Source organism: Pyrobaculum ferrireducens (genome assembly GCF_000234805.1).
Classification (GTDB): Archaea; Thermoproteota; Thermoprotei; order Thermoproteales; family Thermoproteaceae; genus Pyrobaculum; species Pyrobaculum ferrireducens.
The window spans coordinates 1461344-1479920 of record NC_016645.1 but is presented as its reverse complement, the minus strand read 5'-3'; the positions used below and the strand labels follow the sequence as shown (position 1 = coordinate 1479920).

Below are 18577 nucleotides of genomic sequence, written 5' to 3'. Positions count from 1 at the left end.
TTTTGTAGTTTGTGTCTCAAATAGGGGAAAGCATCAAGAAAGAGGCGCGATCTGAGCGCTTTGAGCATCCTAAATGTGAAGATGTTGAACTTCTCCGTGGTTTTGTAAAATTCTACACCTCCCTCAACTCCTCGCTTAGGACTTTTATCCACTACCGTGTGTTGTCTAGATTTGGCAAGTCATTTGAGCAGATAATTCTGGAGAATCCGTCGTCGGTGTACCAAGTGCTGAGCGGAGCCCTGGGTCAACACAACGCCGAGCTTTTTCTCTACATGTTCAAGACATGGCTCGAGAGGCAGGGCTGTGTAAAGTCTATAGAGGAAATAGGGAAGATTTTGGGGAGGCTATGAAGTTGCGCGGCGTTACCCTGGTTTACGGGCCGCCTGGATCAGGGAAGACGACGCTAACCGCTTGGTATGTCCATGGGAATTACGACAAGGTGTTTTGGGTCTCTGCGTTTGAGGATGAAGTAGCTTTTAGGAAAAACATGGCGGCGCTTGGCTACGACTTTGGCGATAGGCTGGTGTTTTGGGAGGCTCCTCTAGCAGAGGCAGGGGCCTTCTTTAACACGTTGGTGGACTCGGTGATCCGGGAGAGGCCCGGGGCTTTGGTTATCGACTCTATTACAGAATTTCTGAGTCTTGGGGGTGGGGTTGATGTTATCCACAACGTGGTGTATAGAGTCATTAAGCAGGCGGGTATAGACGTGTTTTTAACCGCAGAGAGAGAGGTGGCGGAGAAGGTGGCGTACATAGCCGACAACGTCATTGAGTTGGTATATGACCTAAAGCCCTACGGCGCTATTAGAGAGATATTAGTGAAGAAGGTTAGGGGTGGGAAGGCGGGTTATTCGGTGCCGTTCGTAATCGCCGAGGGCTCTGGAGTAATATTATTTGAGGAGAGTACTGCTCCAACTTCGGCGGTGGAGGTGGTGGAGACTGGGTGGTGTCTAGATGCCGCCGCTGGGGGGCTCTACAAGGGTTTGCTTCACAGCGTGGTGGGGCCTATGGGGGCGGGGAAGAACTGGTTCATGATCAATACAGCAAGGGCTTTAATGGAGAGGGGAAGAAAGGTTAGGTACATAGACATGGCTACCGGTGGGTTAATATACGCCGAGACTAGGGGAGTACCTGCCTTGAAGATGGAGATGAACTTTGAAGAGCTTCTAGTTACGCTATATAAATTGGCGAGGGAGGGGTACGACGCCGTGTTTATCCGAGGGCTTGACTTGGTGAGAGCCATGTATGGCGACGAGAGCCTATACAAGGTGTTGAAGGTGTTGCGGAAAATTGCACAAATGGGACCTGCCATAGTGGTGTCTCTACGCGACCTTGAGAAATTCGACATGTTCTTCGACGTCGTGATTAGAGTAGATAAAGGCGTAGTACAAGCAGTTCGGGCGCCGGGCGGCAAGGTGGGGGTGGATATACCCTGCTAACTCCCTCTTTTTCATCTCTGTATAAATCTGTCTAGCTCCTCCAGTGTTACGTAGCATTTCTGCTTGGCTAATTGTTGCTGGAATATTCGGAGTAGTAGCTGGTAGTTGTGGGGCCCCGCGAATTGGAGAAATGCCTTGAGCGCTTCGCGGGGCGTTGTTTCGAGCAACTGCTCAAGGGGTCTGCCCACTATTCTCAACGTCGCTATGTTTATCAGCGCCTTGAGAGGTGGGCTGAGGTTCTCAACCGCGGCTACTAATTTCTCTTTGTCGAGGCACACAGCCTCTGAATGGACCCACTATATATACCTATATACCGTGTATATGCCGGTTTCATAGCCGCATGCCGGCGGGGGTGGGTCTAACCCGGCGTGGAGGTGGTGCCTAGAGGCTTGGTCGCTTAGCCGGTTTCCACGATCTTGCCGTCTCGCATCTTGGCGTAGCGGTCGCAGTAGGTTAGTAGCTCTAGGTTGTGGGTCACCATGACGATGGTGACGCCCAGCTCCTTTTTGAGGTTGAGGAAGGTCTCCATAACTACCTTAGCCGTGGCGCTGTCTAGGTTGCCCGTCGGCTCGTCTGCGAGGAGGATTCTGGGCCTTGTCACAATGGCGCGTGCAATAGCCACCCTCTGCTGCTCGCCGCCGGAGAGTTGTGTAGGCTTCTTGCGGGGGTCGACGTGGCCGAGGCCTGCGAGTTTCAGCGCCTCCAGCGCCGCCTCTCTCCTCTTCTCCCTGGGGACTCCCCTGAGTATGAGGGGGAGCTCCACGTTTTCTAGTATAGACATCCTGGGGATTAGGTAGAAGAGCTGGAAGACGAAGCCGATGTTTCTGTTTCTAAACTCCGCCAGCTGGTCGTCGCCGAGGTCGTTCAGCCTCGTGCCGGCCACCCACACCTCGCCCTGGGTCGGCTTGTCCACGCCGCCTATTATGTGGAGGAGGGTGGACTTGCCCGAGCCGGAGGGCCCGATGAGGCACTGGAAGACCCCCCTGGGGACTTCGAGGCTTACCCCCCTGAGGGCTGGGTAGTCGCCGTAGAGCTTCACCACGTCCCTCACAACAATCTCCATGCGGGTAGGGGGGTGCCTCTCTTAAATACATTGCTTACATGAGGTGAGGGGCGTTAAAAGCAGAGGGGGAGTTGTTGTACAAGGGGGACCGACTGCGGCGCTCACCGGGCCCCTCCGGGGCTCTCAGCCGCCGTGTACTGTCTAGCGCTTATTTAAATTTTTTCTTGGGTGCTGGATGAGTAGCTTGGCGTGGCGTAGCGGCACGGCTATGCCCTCGGTTGCCGGAGGCATGCCGAGCGCCTTGCTTAGTAGCTCTCCCAGCCACTGGTTTTCCCAACATGTCAAGACGTAGCTCTTCAAGGGAGCCCGGGGCGCGGTGATGCAACTCACCGCGGCTTGGACTCCGTATTTTTCAGCCAGCTCCGCGGGTTCGCCCTCGTCAATTGCCACGAAGTGGTGGCTGGGGGCTTGTAGATATTCGGCTAGCCTCTCTATGATGGGTCTGGGTCCTGTGATTACGGCGTTTTTCCTCATCCTCGTGCCGAAAACGCACGGCCCGGTGTACACCATGACTGGGTCCTCTGGCACGTAGGCGGAGAGCTCCCCCTCTAGCGCCTGCAACGGCGCGGAGATCGCCTCCAGCGCCGACACTGCCGCCGGGGTGAGGGCCACCTCCCTCCCCTCGTAGAATGGAATCAGCAGGTGGTCCACAAGGTAGGCGGCCGCCTCCTCCACCTCTGTGCACCTCGGCGCGGGCCCCGGCGGGGGGAGGCCTAATCTCTTGAAAAACTCCGGCCTGCTCCACCTCCTGTAGGCCTGGGAGCACACGGCGCCTCTTGCGAGGTATTCGCAGATCATGGCAACAGCTCCAGTAGTTTGTCAAATGGGTCGTGTATTGCTGATATTTTAACATATCTCTGGGCACCCAGCGTAGATAAATCCGGCGTGTGCTCCACCCCCAAGCTCACGGCGAGGTCCCTCTTGTTCCCCACCACCCACAGCTCCTTGGCTGATATGCATTTGTGGAAGCGGCAGAGCCTGTCGGCGATTTCGTATAGGGCCTGGAGGGTGTCGCGTCTAGTGAGGTCGTAGACGAGTAGGGCGCGGTCGAAATACATGAAAACCATTTTGGAAATAGTCTCCACCACCTCGTCCACGTACTGCCCCGGCACGTCTAGGATGTAGTAGGAGCCGCCTTTTAGATAGGCGTGGTAGAAGCCGGGGCGCTTAGTCGGCGGGGGCGCCTGCCTCACGCTGACTAGTCTATAGACTAGGGTGGTCTTCCCCACGCCGCCCACGCCGACGAATATTACGTATTTACGCATCTCCGCCGGCTAGACGGGCGCCTCAATCACCTCGTCCGCCTCCGTGTCCTCCGGCCTATATAGTGTATTTATCAGCTCGCCCATTGGGCCGCCGACTTTTATAACTATCATCTTATGTACGTACCTCCTGGCTCCGCTGACTGGGGATCCCTCGCATGCGATTCCTACGTCGAAGGGGCCAAATTTCTTGAACACCTCCTCAAGAGTCCACCCGCCTTCTAGAATGGTGAAGGCCACTCGGTCAGGCAGTGTCAAGACCATGTCTATGAAGGCATCTCTCTCAAAGGGCCCTACGGCCACAATGTAGGGGGCTATGAATAAGACGTCGCCGTGCCAGCCGCATGGGTAGGTGAATACCAGGGCCCGGTTCGGCGCCTTAGCTACTATTTTCTCAAGGGCGTAGGCCCTCTGCCTCTGGAGGAGGACAGTAAAGGCCTTGTAGAGGCGCTGGATGTTTTCATCGCGCCATTCCTTGGAGTACAGGAGGAGAGTCCGCACATCTATCTATATAACGGAGTTAATTAATACAACACGTGGGGCGTGTTCTCACAATTATGGCACACGGTGACGCAGACGGCGTGTGCTCCGCGGCGCTTGTGAAGGCGGCCCTTGCCGGCGATTACGACGAGGTGCGGATCTACTTCACACACCCGGTGGATCTCGTAAAGGACTTCCGCGAGGCGGCGGCTGGCGACGTCTACATCGTCGACGTAGCCATAGACGAGAAAATCGCGGGCGAGGCGCGGGAAGTTTTTTCTAGATACACGGGACGCGTTGTCTACATCGACCACCATCCCCTCTCCGCGGATCTGCCGGGGGTGGAGGTGGTGCACGAGGAGGGGCCGTCGGCGTCTGAGCTTGTCTACCGGCGGCTGGCCGGCAGACTCCCCCGCGCCTACACCCGCGTGGCTCTGTACGGCGCCATAAGCGACTACATGGACTACACCGAGTGGGTAAGGTCGGCGCTGGAGCGTTGGGACAAGAGAATTGTATACTACGAGGCCGGCGTCTTAATGCAGGGGCTGGAGCGGGCGCGGAAAGATCATGAATTCAAGCGGGAAGTCGTCAACCACCTTGCTGGGAACGGGGCCCCCTCAGCCATGGCGAAGTTGCTCAAGCTGGCGGAGGAGCAGGCGCGGGTAAACGAGGCCCTCGTGGGGTGGGTGGAGAAAAACGCGTTGGTGGAGGGCAAGGTGGCCTATGTCATAAACCCGCCTGGCCCCCTGGGCCTCGCCGCTAATTTAGCCAGAGGCCTCAAAGATGCCTTGGTGGGCCTCGCCGCCGAGGAGAGGGGGGAGATCTACGTCATGAGCCTCCGCTCCTCTGCAGGAGTGGATCTCAACGCATTCTTGAGGGAATTCGCCAGGAGGCAGTCCGCCTCTGGCGGGGGCCACAAAAACGCGGCTGGCGCCAGGATACCCAGGGCCCTGCTGGGGGATTTGCTGAGGGAGCTCAACCTGTATATATCACGGCAGACACGGGGCCGAGCTTCTTCGCAATAGGTCTCTTCTCTACGAGCCAGTCCACCACGTTTTTGAAAAATCTCCAGTTGTCTCCCTGGGTTATGAAGTACGGCGTGAAGGACCTCACGGTGCCTATGAAAGTGAAGTTGCCCACCTGGGCCGCCACTGTGTAGTTGCCCCAGCCGTAGCCGAATACGTAGCCCCAGGCCTCTAGCCTAAGCGGCGTGCTGGCCGCCACGGCCGAGGGGCTGAAGAGGAGGAGCCTCTCCACCCCCCTCAGCAGTGTCCAGTTGCCCCGGGGCCTCACTGCGACGAACTGCCAGTTCTCTGTGTAGTTCGCCCCGCCGGCGGTGAAGTTGTAAACCGCCCTCAGTCCCGACATGTTGAAGTATGTCAGCAACGGGTCGAACACCGCGAATAGGGAGTAGGGCGCCACGTAGGCCGCGCCGGAGCTCACCACCACCGCGCTGGCCCTCATGTCGTAGAAGTAGGCCACCCTCACCCCCCTCGCCGTGGCGTTCAGCACAGCCCTAACGCCGTCTCTGCTGAAGGGAGCCGTGGGGTTAACCACAACGAGCCCCGTGGCGTTGGCGAGAAGCGTCGACAGCTGGTACTCGCTGGCGGCGGAAACCAGGGCGTATCCCCTCGTGGCTAGCTCGGCGCGCAGAACCTCTATAAAGCTACGGGGGACCATGTTGTCGTGGGCCATGTCCAGCACGACGTAGGGCTTCTCCGGCGGGGCGGCGGGCGGAGGCGTCTTGTTCCCCCCGCCGTCCGCCGGGAGCATCCACTGGACGGCCGTCGGCAGAATGTAGAAGATAGGCACAGGCGTGGAGTTGAGTAGCGTGGAGAGCTCTACCTTGTACTGGGCCCCCGCCGGGGCCGTCGAGACGTTGGCCACCTGGCTGAGGTACTTCACCTCGTACTGGGTTAGGCCCAGCCTCTGCGCCATGTCTCTCACAGCGTCGAAGATGCCGCCTATCTCGTCGACTAGGCCGAGGCTCTTCGCCTGGTCGGCTGTGAAGATAGTCGCGGTTTCGAAAACCTGGGGGTCGGCCTTGATCTTGCCCGCCCGCCCCTTCAAGACGGCGTTGACGAAGTTGAGCCTCACCCTCTCGATGTCGTTGTAGTAGTCCACCAGCTCCCTGCCGTAGTACTTGAGAGGCCCCGTCGTGTACACGTAGTCGGGTATGTCGTAGAAATACTCCTCGGGCCACAGCACGGCTATCACCCCAACGCTGCCCACCCAGCTGGAGGGCGTTGCGTATATCTTGTCAGCCGCCACCGCCACGTAGTAGGCGCCGGAGGCGGCGAGGCCGTTCACCACGGCGTATTTCGTCTTGTTTATCCCCCGAAGCGCTGTGTACAGCGCCTCTGTAGCCGACACCGTGCCGCCCGGCGAGTCGATAACGAGGACTATGCCAGCCACGTCGTCTCTCTGCGCTATCGAGGTGAGGGCGGACACCGTCTTGTCCACTTGGGGGCTGTCGATGACGTAGTTGACGGGCACCAGCACGATCTTCGGCTTAGCTGGCTGTGGAGGCTGGGGCGGGGCTCTGCAGGCTGTGAAGGCTAGGAAAAGCGCGGCGACGCTGACCGCGAGGGCTAGGGAAACCCCTAGGACAACCCACCTCTCTGCCATGCTATAGGGATAGCCCACCTATATATTTTTAAGTCCTCAAAGAGGGGGTGTGGTGGACCTCAGCAACTTGGTGGAGAAGGCCGCTAGGTCTGTGGTGGCCGTCGTCACGCGGCAGGTGGACGTCTTCACGGGCGACGTGGGGTTCGGCACGGCCTTCGCCGTGGGGAGGGGCTTCTTCGCCACTGCCTTCCACGTCGTGGCCTCGGCGGATGAGGTTGTGCTGGTGACGCCCGAGGGCGACAAGGCGCCGGGGAGGGTGGCGGCTGGGGACCCTGACTACGACATGGCGTTGATATACGCCGAGTTGCAGACACCCCCGCTCCCCATGGGGAGCGCCTTGAGGCTTAGGGTGGGCCAGGGCGTGGTGGCCATCGGATTCCCCCTAGCCCTCCTCGACAAGCCGACGGCGACCTTTGGGATAGTCAGCGCCGTCGGCAGAACTCTAAGAGCCGGCGAGAGGGTATTCGAGTTTTTGATACAGACAGACGCCGCTATCAACCCTGGCAACTCCGGGGGGCCGCTGATCAACATGTCGGGGGAGGCGGTGGGCATAAACTCGGCCATTATTGCGGGGGCGCAGGGCCTCGGCTTCGCAGTCCCTATAGACTTCACACGCGTCATGCTGGAGATGGTGCAGAAATACGGCCGCTACACCCGCCCCGCCCTTGGCATATACGTCACGGCGCTGAACAAAGCCCTGGCCTCTCTATACGGCTTCCCCATAGATAGAGGCCTCCTCGTGGCGGAGGTGCTACCCGGCTCAGCCGCAGACGAGATAGGCATCCAGCGGGGCGACGTGATAACGAAAGTAGACGGCAAGACTGTGACCAACGTTTTCGAGCTGAGGCTCTACGTGGCCGAGGCGGTGGTCAACAGAAGGAGGCCCAGGTTCCAGGTCTGGAGGACGGGGAGGATCCTCGAGCTCTAGCCTACCTCCTCAGGTAGGCGTCTCCCCCGCCGGCCCAGTCTCCGCGGGGCGGGGCGAAGGTGTCTATCACCACGGCGTCTGTTACGGCCCTTACTTCGTGCTCCACGCCGGGGGGAATCACGACGACGTCTCCCGCCGAGGCGGTGAAGCGCCTCCTCCCGACGTCGAACTCCAAGACGCCTTGCAGAACGACGGTGATCTGCTCGTTGGGGTGGCTGTGCCTCTGCACCACACAGCCCTCCCTAATTCTGAACTGCGCCACCGTCATCCTCTCCCCGCTTATATACCTCCTCTCCACGCAGTCGCTCAGCCTCTCCCACCTCCAGCTCATAGATTGGCCAGCCTCCGCCTCTCCTCGCGGGGGAGGGCCGCTATGTCTACCGAGCTGAGGATAACCTCCGCCGCCTCCACGGGATCTCTGTAGTAAAACCTCACCCCCGCAACGTCGACCGCCTTCAGCAAGCCGTTGTAGACAAACCGCTCCAGCCTCTCCCTCACTTCGGCGACGGGCCTGCCTAAGACGTAAGCCGCCTGTGCCGCGGTGAAGGCGCCGAACTCCCTCGCAAGCCTCAACGCCTCGCGTATGTGCATGTACAAGAATCCCCCGCGTTATATATATTTTGTGGTTTTTATATACCTCACAAAACAGCTCCATGGACGTCACCCAGTTGCTGGTGGATGTGTTGAAGATATACAGCCCGCCCCACGGCGAGGCGGAGCTCGCCAGGTATCTACACTCCTATCTAAAGAGGCACGTGACAGACGTCTGGATAGACGAGGCGGGCAACGTATTGGCTGTCAAAGGCGGGGGGTCCCCCGTGGTGTGGCTACACGCCCACATGGACACGGTGCCCGGCCCCCTGCCGGTGAGAGTTGAAAACGGCGTCGTCTGGGGCCGCGGCGCCGTAGACGACAAAGGCCCCCTCGTCGCCTACCTCAAGGCCTTTCTAGAAGCCGAGCCGCGGGGGACGCTGGTCCTTGCGCTGGTCACCGCCGAGGAGGACGACAGCGCCGGGACAGAGGCCCTAATGAGGGGAGGCCCCCCGAGGCCAACCCACATATATGTGGGGGAGCCCACGAATCTCCACATCGCCTACGCCTACAGAGGCGGCGCGAAGGTGTACATAGAGCTACAGTCCAGGGGGGGCCACGCAAGCTCGCCAATCTACGGCAACGTCGTGGAGGAGCTATACGCCGTCTACCAGGAGGTGAAGAGGGCCCTCGGCCACGCGGAGAGGTACGACGCCTTCACCGTCACCCCCACAGTGGTGCAGTGCGGAGAGGCCCCCAATAAGTTGCCGACCCGTTGCGTCATGGTGCTGGACGTCAGAATACCGCCGGGCAGGACCTGCCGCGACCTGCTGCAGTCGCTACCACCCGGCGCCAGGGCGGCGTCTTGCACAGACCCCGTGGAGGTGTCCCCCACGAACCCGGCGGCCCGCGCCTTAACCAGAGCGTTGATAAAACTCGGCGTAGAGCCGAAGCTCAGCAGGAAGTGGGGCACCGCCGACTTCAACATACTGGCCGCGCTTACCAAGAACATCGTCGCCTTCGGCCCCGGCGACCCGGTCTACGCACACACTGAAGACGAGCGTATAGAAGTGGCGCAGGTGGAGACGGCGGCGGCGGCTTTGAAGCTGGCAGTGGGAGAAATTAAGTAGCAGTGCATTACGACGTATACACCAGAAAATATATAAAATAGTTTGTTATACTTCTACGTGTCGGCAGGGTGTAACCTCGAAGAGCTGTTTAGTGAAGGTGTAATAGTGGTGAAGGGTCTGCCGGGGGCTGGGAAGACTTTACTAGTGGCTAAGGCAGTGTCTCGCTTTAGGAAGGCTACGTGGTTCACTTTCTACGAGACAGAGGAGAGATTGAGGAGGTATCTGGCCTCCGTGGGGACTACGCCGCCGGCCTACATCTTCGACATGGTGACAACGGGGGAGAAGGCGGTGGTGGAGTACATAGTTGAGAAAGTTGCCCAGTTGAGACCTGACGTCGTTGTGGTCGACGGCGTGAACGCCATAGCTGGAGAAGGGGAGAGGGAGCTTGTCCACGCAGTGTTTTACCACGGCATCTCCCGGGAGTCGCCTGTGATCTTTATAAAAGAGGGTGTGGAGGTGACTCCAGCAGATTACATTGCGGATGTTATTATAGAGGTGGAGCACCAAGTATATGAATCGGGCGCCTCCATACGATATGTCAAGCTACTGAAGACCAGAGGCAAGCCTCTCAAATACGCCAAGCTACCCTTCGTAATTACGGAGTCCGGCCCGTTTGTGATTACGCCTATTGAAAAGTCGAAGGAATTGCCCAGCGACAGGTTGACAACTGGTGCGCCGGAGATCGACGAGGCAATAGGCGGAGGCGTGTGGAGGGGGACCTTGGTGGCCGTGGTGGGCCCACCCGACGGGCTGGCCAGCAAGCTGATGGTGCTCACGGCGGCTGAGCTGGCCAGGCGGGGGTCGAGGGTGCTCTACCACCACCACAAGGTGGCTCCCACTTTTACCAAGTTCGCCGAGAGCCTGGGCGTGAGGTGGCAGGTTCCTAATATCGAGTGGTTCTACCACCCCGTTGTGGAGCACAAGAGTTTGACGTGGTGGTTCAAGAGCGCCGAGATGGTTAACCGCGGCAGATTCGACGTGCACTTCGCCGATCAGTACGAGCAAGTGGTTTCCTCCACCGGACCCGAGTTGCTGGTTGAGGCGGCGAGGCTGTACCAATCCCTAGTTAACTACCCCACCACCACGGTCCTTGTGTTCAACTCTTACGACGCCTGGGACTCCGCGAGCCTGTACCTGGGCTCGCTGGTAGATTACGTATTTAAGTTCAGACACGGGGAGCTGGAGGCGCACACGCCGGAGAGCCCGGTGCCTATTAGATTCCAGTTCAAAATTGACGAGCAGAGGAGGAGGGTGGTATACACAAGGATGTGATGTGTGTCACTAAGGAGCTACTGCTGAGGTTCTACGCGGAGGTGAACTTCTCATGGAGAGTCATGGCGCACTACCGAATCTTGGCGACCTACGGCAAGCCGCTGGACTACTACATAACTGAGGAGCCCTGGCGTCTGTATGAAGTCTTGGAGAAGGCCATGGGGCGCCACAACGCAGAGCTGATGCTACGCATACTAAGCGACTGGCTAAGCAAAAACGGTTGCGCAACCACCCCAGAGGAGTTGAAGAAGATACTCAGCAACAAGAACTACTGGAAATAGATAAATACCCACGCCGGGGAGACTCAGTGGATATTGCCGCACTGATCCAGCTAATCGCCGACCTCCTCCCATTCCTACACTGGCCAAAGGCCGCCGCGATATACGCATATAGAGAGGGCGGGGACATCGTCGTCTGTATAGACGGCGCCCCCCGGGAGCTGAATCTCATGTACATCGACGTGGGGGGATACCACCTACCCCCCAGCGCTGTCGCGGGCCACGGCGAAGTGAAGCACACCGAGAATGAGGTCGTGATTCCGAAGAGATCCCACGGCGCCTTGGTAATTAGGGAGGCGCCGCCCGCCGAGAGAGTCGCCTTGGTGACTCAACACGGCGTGTACGAGCTCAAGGTGGCGGAGGAGGGGTACTGTCCATATGTGGAGGAGCGCCGAGGTGTTTAGGCAGAGGGCCGACGACTACGACAAGTGGTACGAGAGGCACAGAGCCATATACGCCTCTGAACTAGCCGCCGTCGAGAGGCTGGGCTGTGTCGGCGGGGTGGAGATCGGCGTCGGCACGGGGAGATTCGCGGCGCCGCTCGGCCTCAGAGCCGGCGTTGACCCGGCGCGGGAGATGCTGAGGCTAGCCCCCAGAGACCTAGACCTGGTGGAGGGAGTCGGCGAAAGCCTGCCCCTCAGGGACGGGGCCTACCCATGCGCCCTCCTCGTCGTCACGCTTTGCTTCGTCGACGACCCGGCGGCGGTGCTGAGAGAGGCCGCCCGCGTCGCCCAGAGGATCGTGGCCTGCGTAGTCCCGGGAAAATCGCCATGGGGGAGGCTCTACGCCGAGCTGGGCGCCCGGGGCCACCCCTTCTACTCCAAAGCCAAGTTCTACACACTGGCTGAGGTAGCCGCCATGGCCCCCGGCCTCGCCCCCGCCAGGGTGGTCGCCACCCTATTCACCCCGCCCCCCGGCCCCGACGCCCCCGAGGACCCCGTCGACACGGGCATAGACGAGGCCGAGCGGGCAGGCTTCGCCTGTCTAGAATTTAAACGGGGGAAAACTCCCCACCCGTGATAGTGGCTGTGGGGACTAAAAACCCAAACAAGATAAGAGCAGTGGAGGAGGCCTACAAGATGTTCGGCATACCGGCGGTGGTGGTGCCAGCCCCGGCGCGGCCCCCAGTCCCCCCACAGCCCATAGGCCTCGAAACCGTGGTAAAGGGAGCCGTGGAGAGGGCAAAAGCCGCGCTGAGCCAGATACCCAAGGCAGAACACGGCGTCGGGATAGAGGCGGGCGCGGTGCAGGCCGCCGACACCCACCTCGACATAACCATAGCCGCCGTCGCAGATAGAGAAGGCGTTGTGACCATAGGCTTCGGCCCCGCCTTCCAGATACCACCCCCCTTCCTCCCCCACCTCCTAAACGGCGTGGAGCTCGGCGCCCTAGCCGAGAGGCACTACCAAAGACCCTCCATAGGCTACCGCGAAGGCATCATAGGCGCCCTCACCAAGAGGCGCATAACCAGAAAAGACCTAAACCTAGCCGCCGTCGCCATGGCCCTAGTCCCAAGACTCCCCTATAACACCCCTCTATACAAAACCTAGAAAAACATATAAACCCACACAAAAACAGAGACGAGCGGGGTAGGCCAGCCTGGTAGGCCGCGGGGCTCATAACGGAGATCCGTGGAGCCCCGAGGTCCCCGGTTCAAATCCGGGCCCCGCTACTATTGACATTCTTTGAATAAATTTTTGATATTTTCATAGACTAGTCCAAGAAAGCTGTAAAGCATTTAGATGGGGGTTATTCTAAGCCAAGTCTTTTGACTAACTTCAAAATAATTGCCTTTTGTTGCTCTGTTGCAATTTCTAGTCTTCTATGAATGTATTCTTTTACAAACATATATAGATTTTTATCATTTTTTACTAATTTTATAAATTCTTGTGTTGGTATGTAAACGGCGTAGCTTGTCTTGCCTTTCGTAATCCTTGGCTCTGTGGAGAGTCGGCGCAACGCCTCAGCCACTTTATGAGCCTCCTCTTGTGAGCTACAGTATTTTACGGCGTATAGCGCACCGCCTTCATTAAACACCAGTTGTAATCTAAGTCCTATAGTGCCGCTTGGAGTCTCCACATAGATAACATTGGGTACATTCGAAGGGGGGCTTCTCTTATATTTCCTCCTAGGTGTGTATATGGATTTAAGATACTGCCACTTGTGGGGGCTTAATATATCCAGCAATTTGCCATAATCACCAGCCGACTCTATCAGGTCTTTGAATAGCCTCTTCCCGCCTGCCAGATAGAAGTATTTTTCTCTCCTTTCGTAAAATCCGCCAACTAACTGCGTCAATTGTTGCTTGATATTGTCCCCTGCGCTGATTCTCAATTTATAGTGCCTTTTTTCCACAAAGGACCACTTGACGGAGCCGTCGCCTAGCCACCAAGTTAACAACGGCCTGTAGTCCCCCCTCTTTATGTATTCAATAGCTAGTTTCTGTGCTTCGTCTTTAGACCACGCCTGGATGTGGCATTCAGCCACGGCTACAAACATCGGAGATGCTCCATGTCTGGTGAGGTTGAGACGGGGGACGTAGATCTTAACGCGACCTGGCCTCACGGCTAGCCAGGCGTACAACTGCCAGAGTTGTGTTGTGTACAACGCCGCGTATTTCCCAACCCTGCTCTCGTCAGACGCTCTCCAACCTAATTGAAACGGCTCCAGTTCCATTCCGCTGAGTAGGTTTGGAAAATTCTTCTCTCCTTTTACTCCGCCTATTTTCACATAATAGCTCTTGTGGCCTCCCGCTTCGTAAACCCCGACTCCGTTAATTTTCGTAATTCCACTATCAATATGCTCTCTTACCATTTTCAGTACGCCTTCCGCCACCTTCCCTAACCTATCAAGTAATTGCTTCATTATCACCGCTCCTTTTTCTATATCTTCGTGTTGCGGCGCCATTTGTGCTATTTTCTCCGCGACATATGAAACGTATATCTTATACCCTTGGAGGACTCTGTTCAGCCCTCCTGTCACCACGCCCCTCCTTCCTATCTCAGCCAAGACCTCTTCCAGCGTGGGCGGCGGTTGCGGGCTGAGTGCGGTCTCTATGCGGCTTAGCAACTCGCCAGTCTCCACGACTGCACATCTACACGCCGTTATATCCGCAATAGTGATGGGAGCACCGAGGGTGTCTTTTGAAACTTTTGGTGATATGTCAAGACTTATATATGGGTGGCGCGGTTGGGTTGTGGATGTGGTTTACTACGTGGTTGGGTTTTCCTTGACTATAATTGGGTTGCTGGGCGGGGCATTGTACTGGCTTGGCGCCAAGTTTAAGGAAATTGAAAACAGGTTTAGAGATGTAGACAGCAGATTTGAGAGGCTAGAGCGGGAGATGCGGCTTGGTTTTGAAGATGTTAGTAAAAGAGATGCGGATCTAAAGGGATATATCGACCGGCGGCTTGACCGTCTTCTCCACGGCTTTGCCGGCTATCGAGAGTTTTTTGTGGAGTTCCTAGCCGCGGAGGGTGTGATTGATAAGAGGAGTGCAGACTTGGCGAGGGGGGAGCTTTGGCGGGTTGTGAAGCTGGTGGGGGCCAACCCGCTTACGAGGGAGGAAGTGGAGAGGCTGAAGGCCCTTATCGAGAAGGAGGAGCTTACATACGACGAGGCTGTGTGGCTTAGGGATGTGGCTAGGCGGCTGATTCTGGAGTACGGGACCCCGGAGACGTGGAAACTCCACATCTACGCCTCTATATGGGTGGCCCTCGCCAGGAGAAAGGAGGAGGAAAAGGGGCATCGGGATAGCAGTTAGAGCCTGGACGGAGATTAGGCGTCGTCCCTTTTGCTTATCCGTTCCGCGTTGTAGAGATGAGTCGGCCGTTGATTAGTTAGTATGTGAGGGTTAGCAACTCGCCGTTTTTTAGAGTTTTCCACTCCGCGCCTCCGCCTAGTGGCTCTGAGGCGATTAGAAACACGTCGCCGAGCTCGGCGTAGACGGGGACGTAGTGCGGGTGTTCGCTTTCCCTGTACGTGTAGAAGTAGGCCTTCCCGCCGCCGTCTATAAAGGCGAAGTTTAGGAGGGGCTCCTCGGGGTCTATGAACTGCCTCGCCGCCTCTGCGATCTCCTTCACCGCGTCTTCGTCCGCGCCCATTTTAACAATGGCTTTGAGTAAAACTTCGGAGTCTGTCTCCCCCGCCACGTCGCCGACCTCCACTCCGCGCCTCTCCAGCTCAGCTAGAAATCTCTCCTTGTCCAGAGTGCCGTTGTGGGCAATTGCGTAGCGGCCGTAGACAATTGGGTGGGTGTTCTCGAAGGCTACCCTCCCAACGGAGGCCAGCCTGCTGTGTAGTAGGTAAAGCGAGTAGCCGACCGGCGGCTCCACGAAGCTTTCCCATATCGGCCTCAGAGACTTGTACACCCCAAACCCCTCTCTAGAGGCCCAGAGCGCCCCCCAGCCACTGCCGTGGCTCCAGCCCATTGTCCTATCTCGCTTGGAGATTTCAATAAACGACTTGAAAAAGCTAGAGGGGCGGCCCCCCACCGACAGCAATATCCTACACATTACGGCGTCGGCGCTATTCCTGCTAGTTTTGGGTATGGCCGGGCTTCCCATACTGCTCTCAGGCCGCATAGGTATCTTGTCAGTCTCTCTACGCCTATGCCGAAGCCCGCCGTCTGCAGAGGGTAGAGCTCTCTCAACATCTCTAGATACCACTGATACCTCGCCGGGTCCTCCCCGCCTTCTCTAATCCTCGCCGCCACTCTCTCCGGCTCGAATTCCCGCTCAGCCCCGCTAACAGCCTCCCCAAAGCCCTCTGGGTAGAGCATATCGAAATCTCTCAACACCCCCGGCCTCGCCGGATCCTCCCGGTCGTAGAAGCCGCGTGAACCCTTGGGGTAGTCGTATATAAACACAGGCTGGCTGTGTAATGCAGAAAAAAGCCTCTCACACCCCCACTCAAGCTCCGCATCGGGCGGATTCCGGCAACCCAAGGAGTTTACAATCTTCACCACCTCCCCATGGCTGTACCTCCTAAACGGCGGCTTAAACGACGGCAGAGATCTGCCGAACACCTCCTCCAGCTTCTTTCCGTACTCCTCCCCCACGGCCTTAACTACGTAGGCCACGAGGCCCTCCGCCACCTCCATTGCCCTGTGGTAGTCTGCGCCCAGCATCTCCACATCCACCTGCACAAACTCCACGAGGTGTCTCCCGGTGTATATGGAGTCGGGGGGCTCAAGCCTGACGTTGGGGCTTATGAAGTATATCTTGCCGAGGGAGGCGGCCATGTACTGCTTGTAGAGGATGGCGGAGGACATCACCTTATACTCACGGCCGTAGAAGTCAATGGAGGCCTGCCTGGCCCCCCTAATGCCGGGGTCCGTCACGGGGCCGATTATCGGCGGGAGGACTTCTGTAAAGCCCTGGCGGTCTAGAAACTCCCGGATAGCCCTTAGGGCAGCCGCCTGTATCTTGAAGACTAGCCGGTATCTGTCGACGCGGGCCCACCTCCACGAGTACCTAAGCCACTCCTCCAACACCCTACGGTAGCCCTCCCTATCCGCCACAAGCTTCTCAAACTCAACCACAGCAGGGTGAAACCTAGGCTCCAGATAATCCATAAATGAGGGGGGATGAACAGAGGGATAAATATTGCGTGATTAATGTACTAAAACTCCCTAAAGGATTATAGCCTTGTGAAACGTCTAATACGGGCATGTATGGATAATTTACATTGTATACAGAATTTCGGTAGGAAAAGGACTGCATATTTGTTGTAGAGCTTGGCAAAGAGCCGCCCGATTATGTATCGCTTTCTGGCTATGCGCTTTAGTGGATTTATGCAGTTTATCGTCGCGCGTGAGGTGTATGTAAGATTAGCCGTAGAGATACGGTACTCCCAGCATAGATGCCACCCTCTATCTAGAGCCGCCGCGTCTTCGACGCCTGGCTCCGATGCGCCGTATTTTTCAGTGGCTGATGTTAACATCTGCAGTCCATCTTTCAGAGGCCGAATGTAATTCTCTACACCTTTCCCCCGCGCGTTTACGCCGCCGTAAAAAACGGGCGCGTCTTATATACATCTGAGATCTCTAGCACGTGGCTGATTGAGGAGGCGGATAACGGCCCTCTCGCTAAAGCTTCACCTTGGTGAAAAGGAAGGCTGAGAATAGAAAATGTGGACTACGCTGTTAGTAGGTACTGCTGGTACTCCCAATCCGTAATTGTGTTCCAGGTCTTTTCCCATGGATGTTTCTCGACGTAGCTCTGCCACTCCGCCTCCTTAAGCCGTACATAGGCCTTCACAACCTCGGAGGGTAGTTCACTAGCTATTTTACTTTCGGCGAAGTACTTAACGGCCTCTCCCAAGTGGCGCGGCGTCTCCTTCACCCCTTCAAGTTCGTACGCCACCTCGGACACGGGGGGCGGCGGCTCGATCCTCTCCTCCAAGCCTCTCAATATTGCCAGCATAATTGCCGCGAAGCCTAGATAGGGGTTCATGGAGGGGTCTGGGTGTCTGTACTCGATCCTGTTTATCTTTCCGGCGTAGTAGGGGATCCTCACCATCGCCGAGCGGTTGCCGAGGCCCCACACGACGCGGGTGGGAGCCTCGTGGTGGGGGACGAGGCGCTTGTATGAGTTCACGGTGGGCGCCACCAACGCGGATATCGAAATGGCGTTTTCTAATAAGCCGCCTACTGCGTATCTCAGCTCCGGCGTTGGCTCCTTGACGGAGGCCATCAAGTTGCGGCCGTCTCTCCACACGGATACATGGGTGTGCGCCCCGCTGCCGTTCATCCCCCAGAAGGGCTTCGGCATGAATGTAACAGTGTATCCATGTTTAGCCGCCACAGAGCGGGCCATTATCTTGTATATCAACACCGAATCTGCCACCTTAACCGGGTTGCCGTAGGGGATGTTAACCTCGAACTGGGATGGGGCTACCTCGTGGTGTGTCTTGGTGTCGCCGAGGCCGGCGGCGGCGAAGGAGTCCATAATTTCTTCAACTACCTTCCTCGTCTGCGGAGGCGGTACGTCGAAGTAGCCAGCCTGGTCTACGAGTTTAGGCGGGTTTCCACTTACAATGAAGTATTCAAGCTCTATGCCGATCTTGAATTGGTACCCGCGGCGGTTGGCAATGTCTAGAGTTTTCTGGAGTATATTCCTTGGATCCAGGTGCGACGGCTTGTCGCCTTCTAGAGTATTGGTAAAGACGTAGGCGGTCTTGCCGCCGTTCCAAGCCTCTATGTACACGGCTGAGGGGTCGGGCATCGCCACGAAGTCGCTTTTATTCACCGTGCTGTAGACTGGTATAGATGACGCGTCGTAAGGTACTCCGTCTATAAACGCGTCTTTAGCCATGTCTATTGACATCACGTCAACTCTGGGCCTTCCGTAGATGTCTGCTATTATAAAATTCACGTATTTTATCCCAGCGCCTTTTAACACCCTCCACATGTCTAGACCCTCGACCGGCATAGCCTCAATACTTACCACCTTTATTAATTTTAGTTCCAAACATATTTAGCGGAGGGGAAATATATATAGAAAGCTATGTTAGTACCTCCACAGCGTTGCTTGGAAGAAATACAGTGAGTCCATTGTATGTGATA

23 protein-coding genes and 1 tRNA gene are annotated in these 18577 nt (G+C 57.2%); 12 read left to right on the top strand and 12 right to left on the bottom strand.

Features of this window, described 5'->3' with window-relative positions:
• The first annotated feature begins 11 nt into the window (after positions 1-11).
• Positions 12-350, top strand: a complete 339-nt coding sequence (locus tag P186_RS08195; protein ID WP_014288986.1) for a hypothetical protein — start codon at positions 12-14, stop codon at positions 348-350.
• Positions 347-1438: an RAD55 family ATPase gene (locus tag P186_RS08190; RefSeq protein WP_014288985.1), complete on the top strand. Its 1092-nt coding sequence runs from the start codon at positions 347-349 to the stop codon at positions 1436-1438. Before P186_RS08195 ends, P186_RS08190 begins: the two co-directional genes overlap by 4 nt.
• A gap of 11 nt (positions 1439-1449) precedes the next feature.
• Here the strand turns inward: P186_RS08190 and P186_RS08185 are convergent, their stop codons facing one another.
• From P186_RS08185 to P186_RS08165, 5 genes are all read right to left on the bottom strand, one after another.
• Entirely contained in the window at positions 1450-1716 is a 267-nt protein-coding gene (locus P186_RS08185) for a hypothetical protein (RefSeq protein WP_014288984.1), read from the bottom strand.
• Between the two features lie 119 nt (positions 1717-1835).
• Entirely contained in the window at positions 1836-2501 is a 666-nt protein-coding gene (locus P186_RS08180) for an ABC transporter ATP-binding protein (protein WP_014288983.1), read from the bottom strand.
• A 141-nt stretch (positions 2502-2642) separates the two neighbouring features.
• A complete protein-coding gene (locus P186_RS08175; RefSeq protein ID WP_014288982.1) occupies positions 2643-3299 on the bottom strand; it encodes a hypothetical protein in 657 nt (218 codons plus the stop codon).
• Entirely contained in the window at positions 3296-3766 is a 471-nt protein-coding gene (locus P186_RS08170) for a Rab family GTPase (RefSeq protein ID WP_014288981.1), read from the bottom strand. The genes P186_RS08175 and P186_RS08170 overlap by 4 nt, the downstream gene beginning before the upstream one ends.
• A 9-nt stretch (positions 3767-3775) precedes the next feature.
• Positions 3776-4264 (bottom strand): hypothetical protein, encoded by a 489-nt coding sequence (locus P186_RS08165; RefSeq protein WP_014288980.1) that lies wholly within the window; start codon positions 4262-4264, stop codon positions 3776-3778.
• 35 nt (positions 4265-4299) lie between these two features.
• On the opposite strand from P186_RS08165, the gene P186_RS08160 reads away from it, so the two are divergent.
• Positions 4300-5268 carry a DHHA1 domain-containing protein gene (locus tag P186_RS08160; RefSeq protein ID WP_148682875.1) on the top strand — a complete coding sequence of 323 codons (969 nt, stop codon included), beginning with the start codon at positions 4300-4302 and terminating at the stop codon, positions 5266-5268.
• On the opposite strand, the gene P186_RS08155 is transcribed toward P186_RS08160, so the two are convergent.
• Positions 5219-6871, bottom strand: coding sequence for a S49 family peptidase (locus P186_RS08155; protein WP_014288978.1), 1653 nt, complete (start codon positions 6869-6871; stop codon positions 5219-5221). The genes P186_RS08160 and P186_RS08155 overlap by 50 nt on opposite strands.
• Before the next feature lie 52 nt (positions 6872-6923).
• Between P186_RS08155 and P186_RS08150 the strand changes: the two genes are divergently transcribed.
• On the top strand, positions 6924-7799 hold the full coding sequence (locus P186_RS08150) for a S1C family serine protease (protein WP_148682874.1): 876 nt from the start codon (positions 6924-6926) through the stop codon (positions 7797-7799).
• A gap of 1 nt (position 7800) precedes the next feature.
• On the opposite strand, the gene P186_RS08145 is transcribed toward P186_RS08150, so the two are convergent.
• The gene (locus P186_RS08145) at positions 7801-8130 is read right to left on the bottom strand and encodes a cupin domain-containing protein (protein ID WP_014288976.1); all 330 of its coding nucleotides are present in this window, start codon (positions 8128-8130) and stop codon (positions 7801-7803) included.
• Positions 8127-8390, bottom strand: a complete 264-nt coding sequence (locus P186_RS08140; RefSeq protein ID WP_014288975.1) for a hypothetical protein — start codon at positions 8388-8390, stop codon at positions 8127-8129. Before P186_RS08140 ends, P186_RS08145 begins: the two co-directional genes overlap by 4 nt.
• Before the next feature lie 62 nt (positions 8391-8452).
• Between P186_RS08140 and P186_RS08135 the strand changes: the two genes are divergently transcribed.
• The 7 genes from P186_RS08135 to P186_RS08105 all read left to right on the top strand — a co-directional run bounded on the left by P186_RS08135 (position 8453) and on the right by P186_RS08105 (position 12682).
• On the top strand, positions 8453-9460 hold the full coding sequence (locus P186_RS08135; protein WP_014288974.1) for a M20/M25/M40 family metallo-hydrolase: 1008 nt from the start codon (positions 8453-8455) through the stop codon (positions 9458-9460).
• A 57-nt stretch (positions 9461-9517) separates the two neighbouring features.
• Complete coding sequence (locus P186_RS08130; protein WP_148682873.1) at positions 9518-10732, top strand: recombinase RecA; 1215 nt, start codon at positions 9518-9520, stop codon at positions 10730-10732.
• The gene (locus P186_RS08125) at positions 10732-11013 is read left to right on the top strand and encodes a hypothetical protein (protein ID WP_014288972.1); all 282 of its coding nucleotides are present in this window, start codon (positions 10732-10734) and stop codon (positions 11011-11013) included. The genes P186_RS08130 and P186_RS08125 overlap by 1 nt, the downstream gene beginning before the upstream one ends.
• A gap of 26 nt (positions 11014-11039) precedes the next feature.
• Positions 11040-11414, top strand: coding sequence for a hypothetical protein (locus tag P186_RS08120; protein ID WP_014288971.1), 375 nt, complete (start codon positions 11040-11042; stop codon positions 11412-11414).
• Positions 11389-12030, top strand: coding sequence for a class I SAM-dependent methyltransferase (locus P186_RS08115; protein WP_014288970.1), 642 nt, complete (start codon positions 11389-11391; stop codon positions 12028-12030). Before P186_RS08120 ends, P186_RS08115 begins: the two co-directional genes overlap by 26 nt.
• Complete coding sequence (locus P186_RS08110) at positions 12027-12560, top strand: inosine/xanthosine triphosphatase (protein ID WP_014288969.1); 534 nt, start codon at positions 12027-12029, stop codon at positions 12558-12560. The genes P186_RS08115 and P186_RS08110 overlap by 4 nt, the downstream gene beginning before the upstream one ends.
• Positions 12561-12593: 33 nt before the next feature.
• Positions 12594-12682, top strand: a tRNA-Met gene (locus P186_RS08105).
• 77 nt (positions 12683-12759) lie between these two features.
• On the opposite strand, the gene P186_RS08100 is transcribed toward P186_RS08105, so the two are convergent.
• A complete protein-coding gene (locus tag P186_RS08100) occupies positions 12760-14094 on the bottom strand; it encodes a hypothetical protein (protein ID WP_014288968.1) in 1335 nt (444 codons plus the stop codon).
• A gap of 112 nt (positions 14095-14206) precedes the next feature.
• On the opposite strand from P186_RS08100, the gene P186_RS08095 reads away from it, so the two are divergent.
• Positions 14207-14773: a hypothetical protein gene (locus P186_RS08095; RefSeq protein WP_148682871.1), complete on the top strand. Its 567-nt coding sequence runs from the start codon at positions 14207-14209 to the stop codon at positions 14771-14773.
• A 76-nt stretch (positions 14774-14849) separates the two neighbouring features.
• Here the strand turns inward: P186_RS08095 and P186_RS08090 are convergent, their stop codons facing one another.
• The 3 genes from P186_RS08090 to P186_RS08080 form a co-directional block, all read right to left on the bottom strand.
• On the bottom strand, positions 14850-15524 hold the full coding sequence (locus tag P186_RS08090; RefSeq protein ID WP_014288966.1) for a class II glutamine amidotransferase: 675 nt from the start codon (positions 15522-15524) through the stop codon (positions 14850-14852).
• Complete coding sequence (locus tag P186_RS08085) at positions 15524-16585, bottom strand: asparagine synthetase A (protein WP_014287985.1); 1062 nt, start codon at positions 16583-16585, stop codon at positions 15524-15526. The genes P186_RS08090 and P186_RS08085 overlap by 1 nt, the downstream gene beginning before the upstream one ends.
• A gap of 562 nt (positions 16586-17147) precedes the next feature.
• Positions 17148-18443 carry a glutamine synthetase family protein gene (locus tag P186_RS08080; RefSeq protein ID WP_148682870.1) on the bottom strand — a complete coding sequence of 432 codons (1296 nt, stop codon included), beginning with the start codon at positions 18441-18443 and terminating at the stop codon, positions 17148-17150.
• Positions 18444-18577 lie beyond the last annotated feature (134 nt).

Excerpts from the sequence above, each read along its gene's own strand:
- P186_RS08190 (WP_014288985.1), top strand. The coding sequence starts at position 347 with ATGAAGTTGCGCGGCGTTACCCTGGTTTACGGGCCGCCTGGATCAGGG.
- P186_RS08180 (WP_014288983.1), bottom strand. The coding sequence starts at position 2,501 with ATGGAGATTGTTGTGAGGGACGTGGTGAAGCTCTACGGCGACTACCCA.
- P186_RS08175 (WP_014288982.1), bottom strand. The coding sequence starts at position 3,299 with ATGATCTGCGAATACCTCGCAAGAGGCGCCGTGTGCTCCCAGGCCTAC.
- P186_RS08170 (WP_014288981.1), bottom strand. The coding sequence starts at position 3,766 with ATGCGTAAATACGTAATATTCGTCGGCGTGGGCGGCGTGGGGAAGACC.
- P186_RS08155 (WP_014288978.1), bottom strand. The coding sequence starts at position 6,871 with ATGGCAGAGAGGTGGGTTGTCCTAGGGGTTTCCCTAGCCCTCGCGGTC.
- P186_RS08145 (WP_014288976.1), bottom strand. The coding sequence starts at position 8,130 with ATGAGCTGGAGGTGGGAGAGGCTGAGCGACTGCGTGGAGAGGAGGTAT.
- P186_RS08140 (WP_014288975.1), bottom strand. The coding sequence starts at position 8,390 with ATGCACATACGCGAGGCGTTGAGGCTTGCGAGGGAGTTCGGCGCCTTC.
- P186_RS08135 (WP_014288974.1), top strand. The coding sequence starts at position 8,453 with ATGGACGTCACCCAGTTGCTGGTGGATGTGTTGAAGATATACAGCCCG.
- P186_RS08125 (WP_014288972.1), top strand. The coding sequence starts at position 10,732 with ATGTGTGTCACTAAGGAGCTACTGCTGAGGTTCTACGCGGAGGTGAAC.
- P186_RS08115 (WP_014288970.1), top strand. The coding sequence starts at position 11,389 with ATGTGGAGGAGCGCCGAGGTGTTTAGGCAGAGGGCCGACGACTACGAC.
- P186_RS08090 (WP_014288966.1), bottom strand. The coding sequence starts at position 15,524 with ATGTGTAGGATATTGCTGTCGGTGGGGGGCCGCCCCTCTAGCTTTTTC.
- P186_RS08085 (WP_014287985.1), bottom strand. The coding sequence starts at position 16,585 with ATGGATTATCTGGAGCCTAGGTTTCACCCTGCTGTGGTTGAGTTTGAG.
- P186_RS08080 (WP_148682870.1), bottom strand. The coding sequence starts at position 18,443 with ATGCCGGTCGAGGGTCTAGACATGTGGAGGGTGTTAAAAGGCGCTGGG.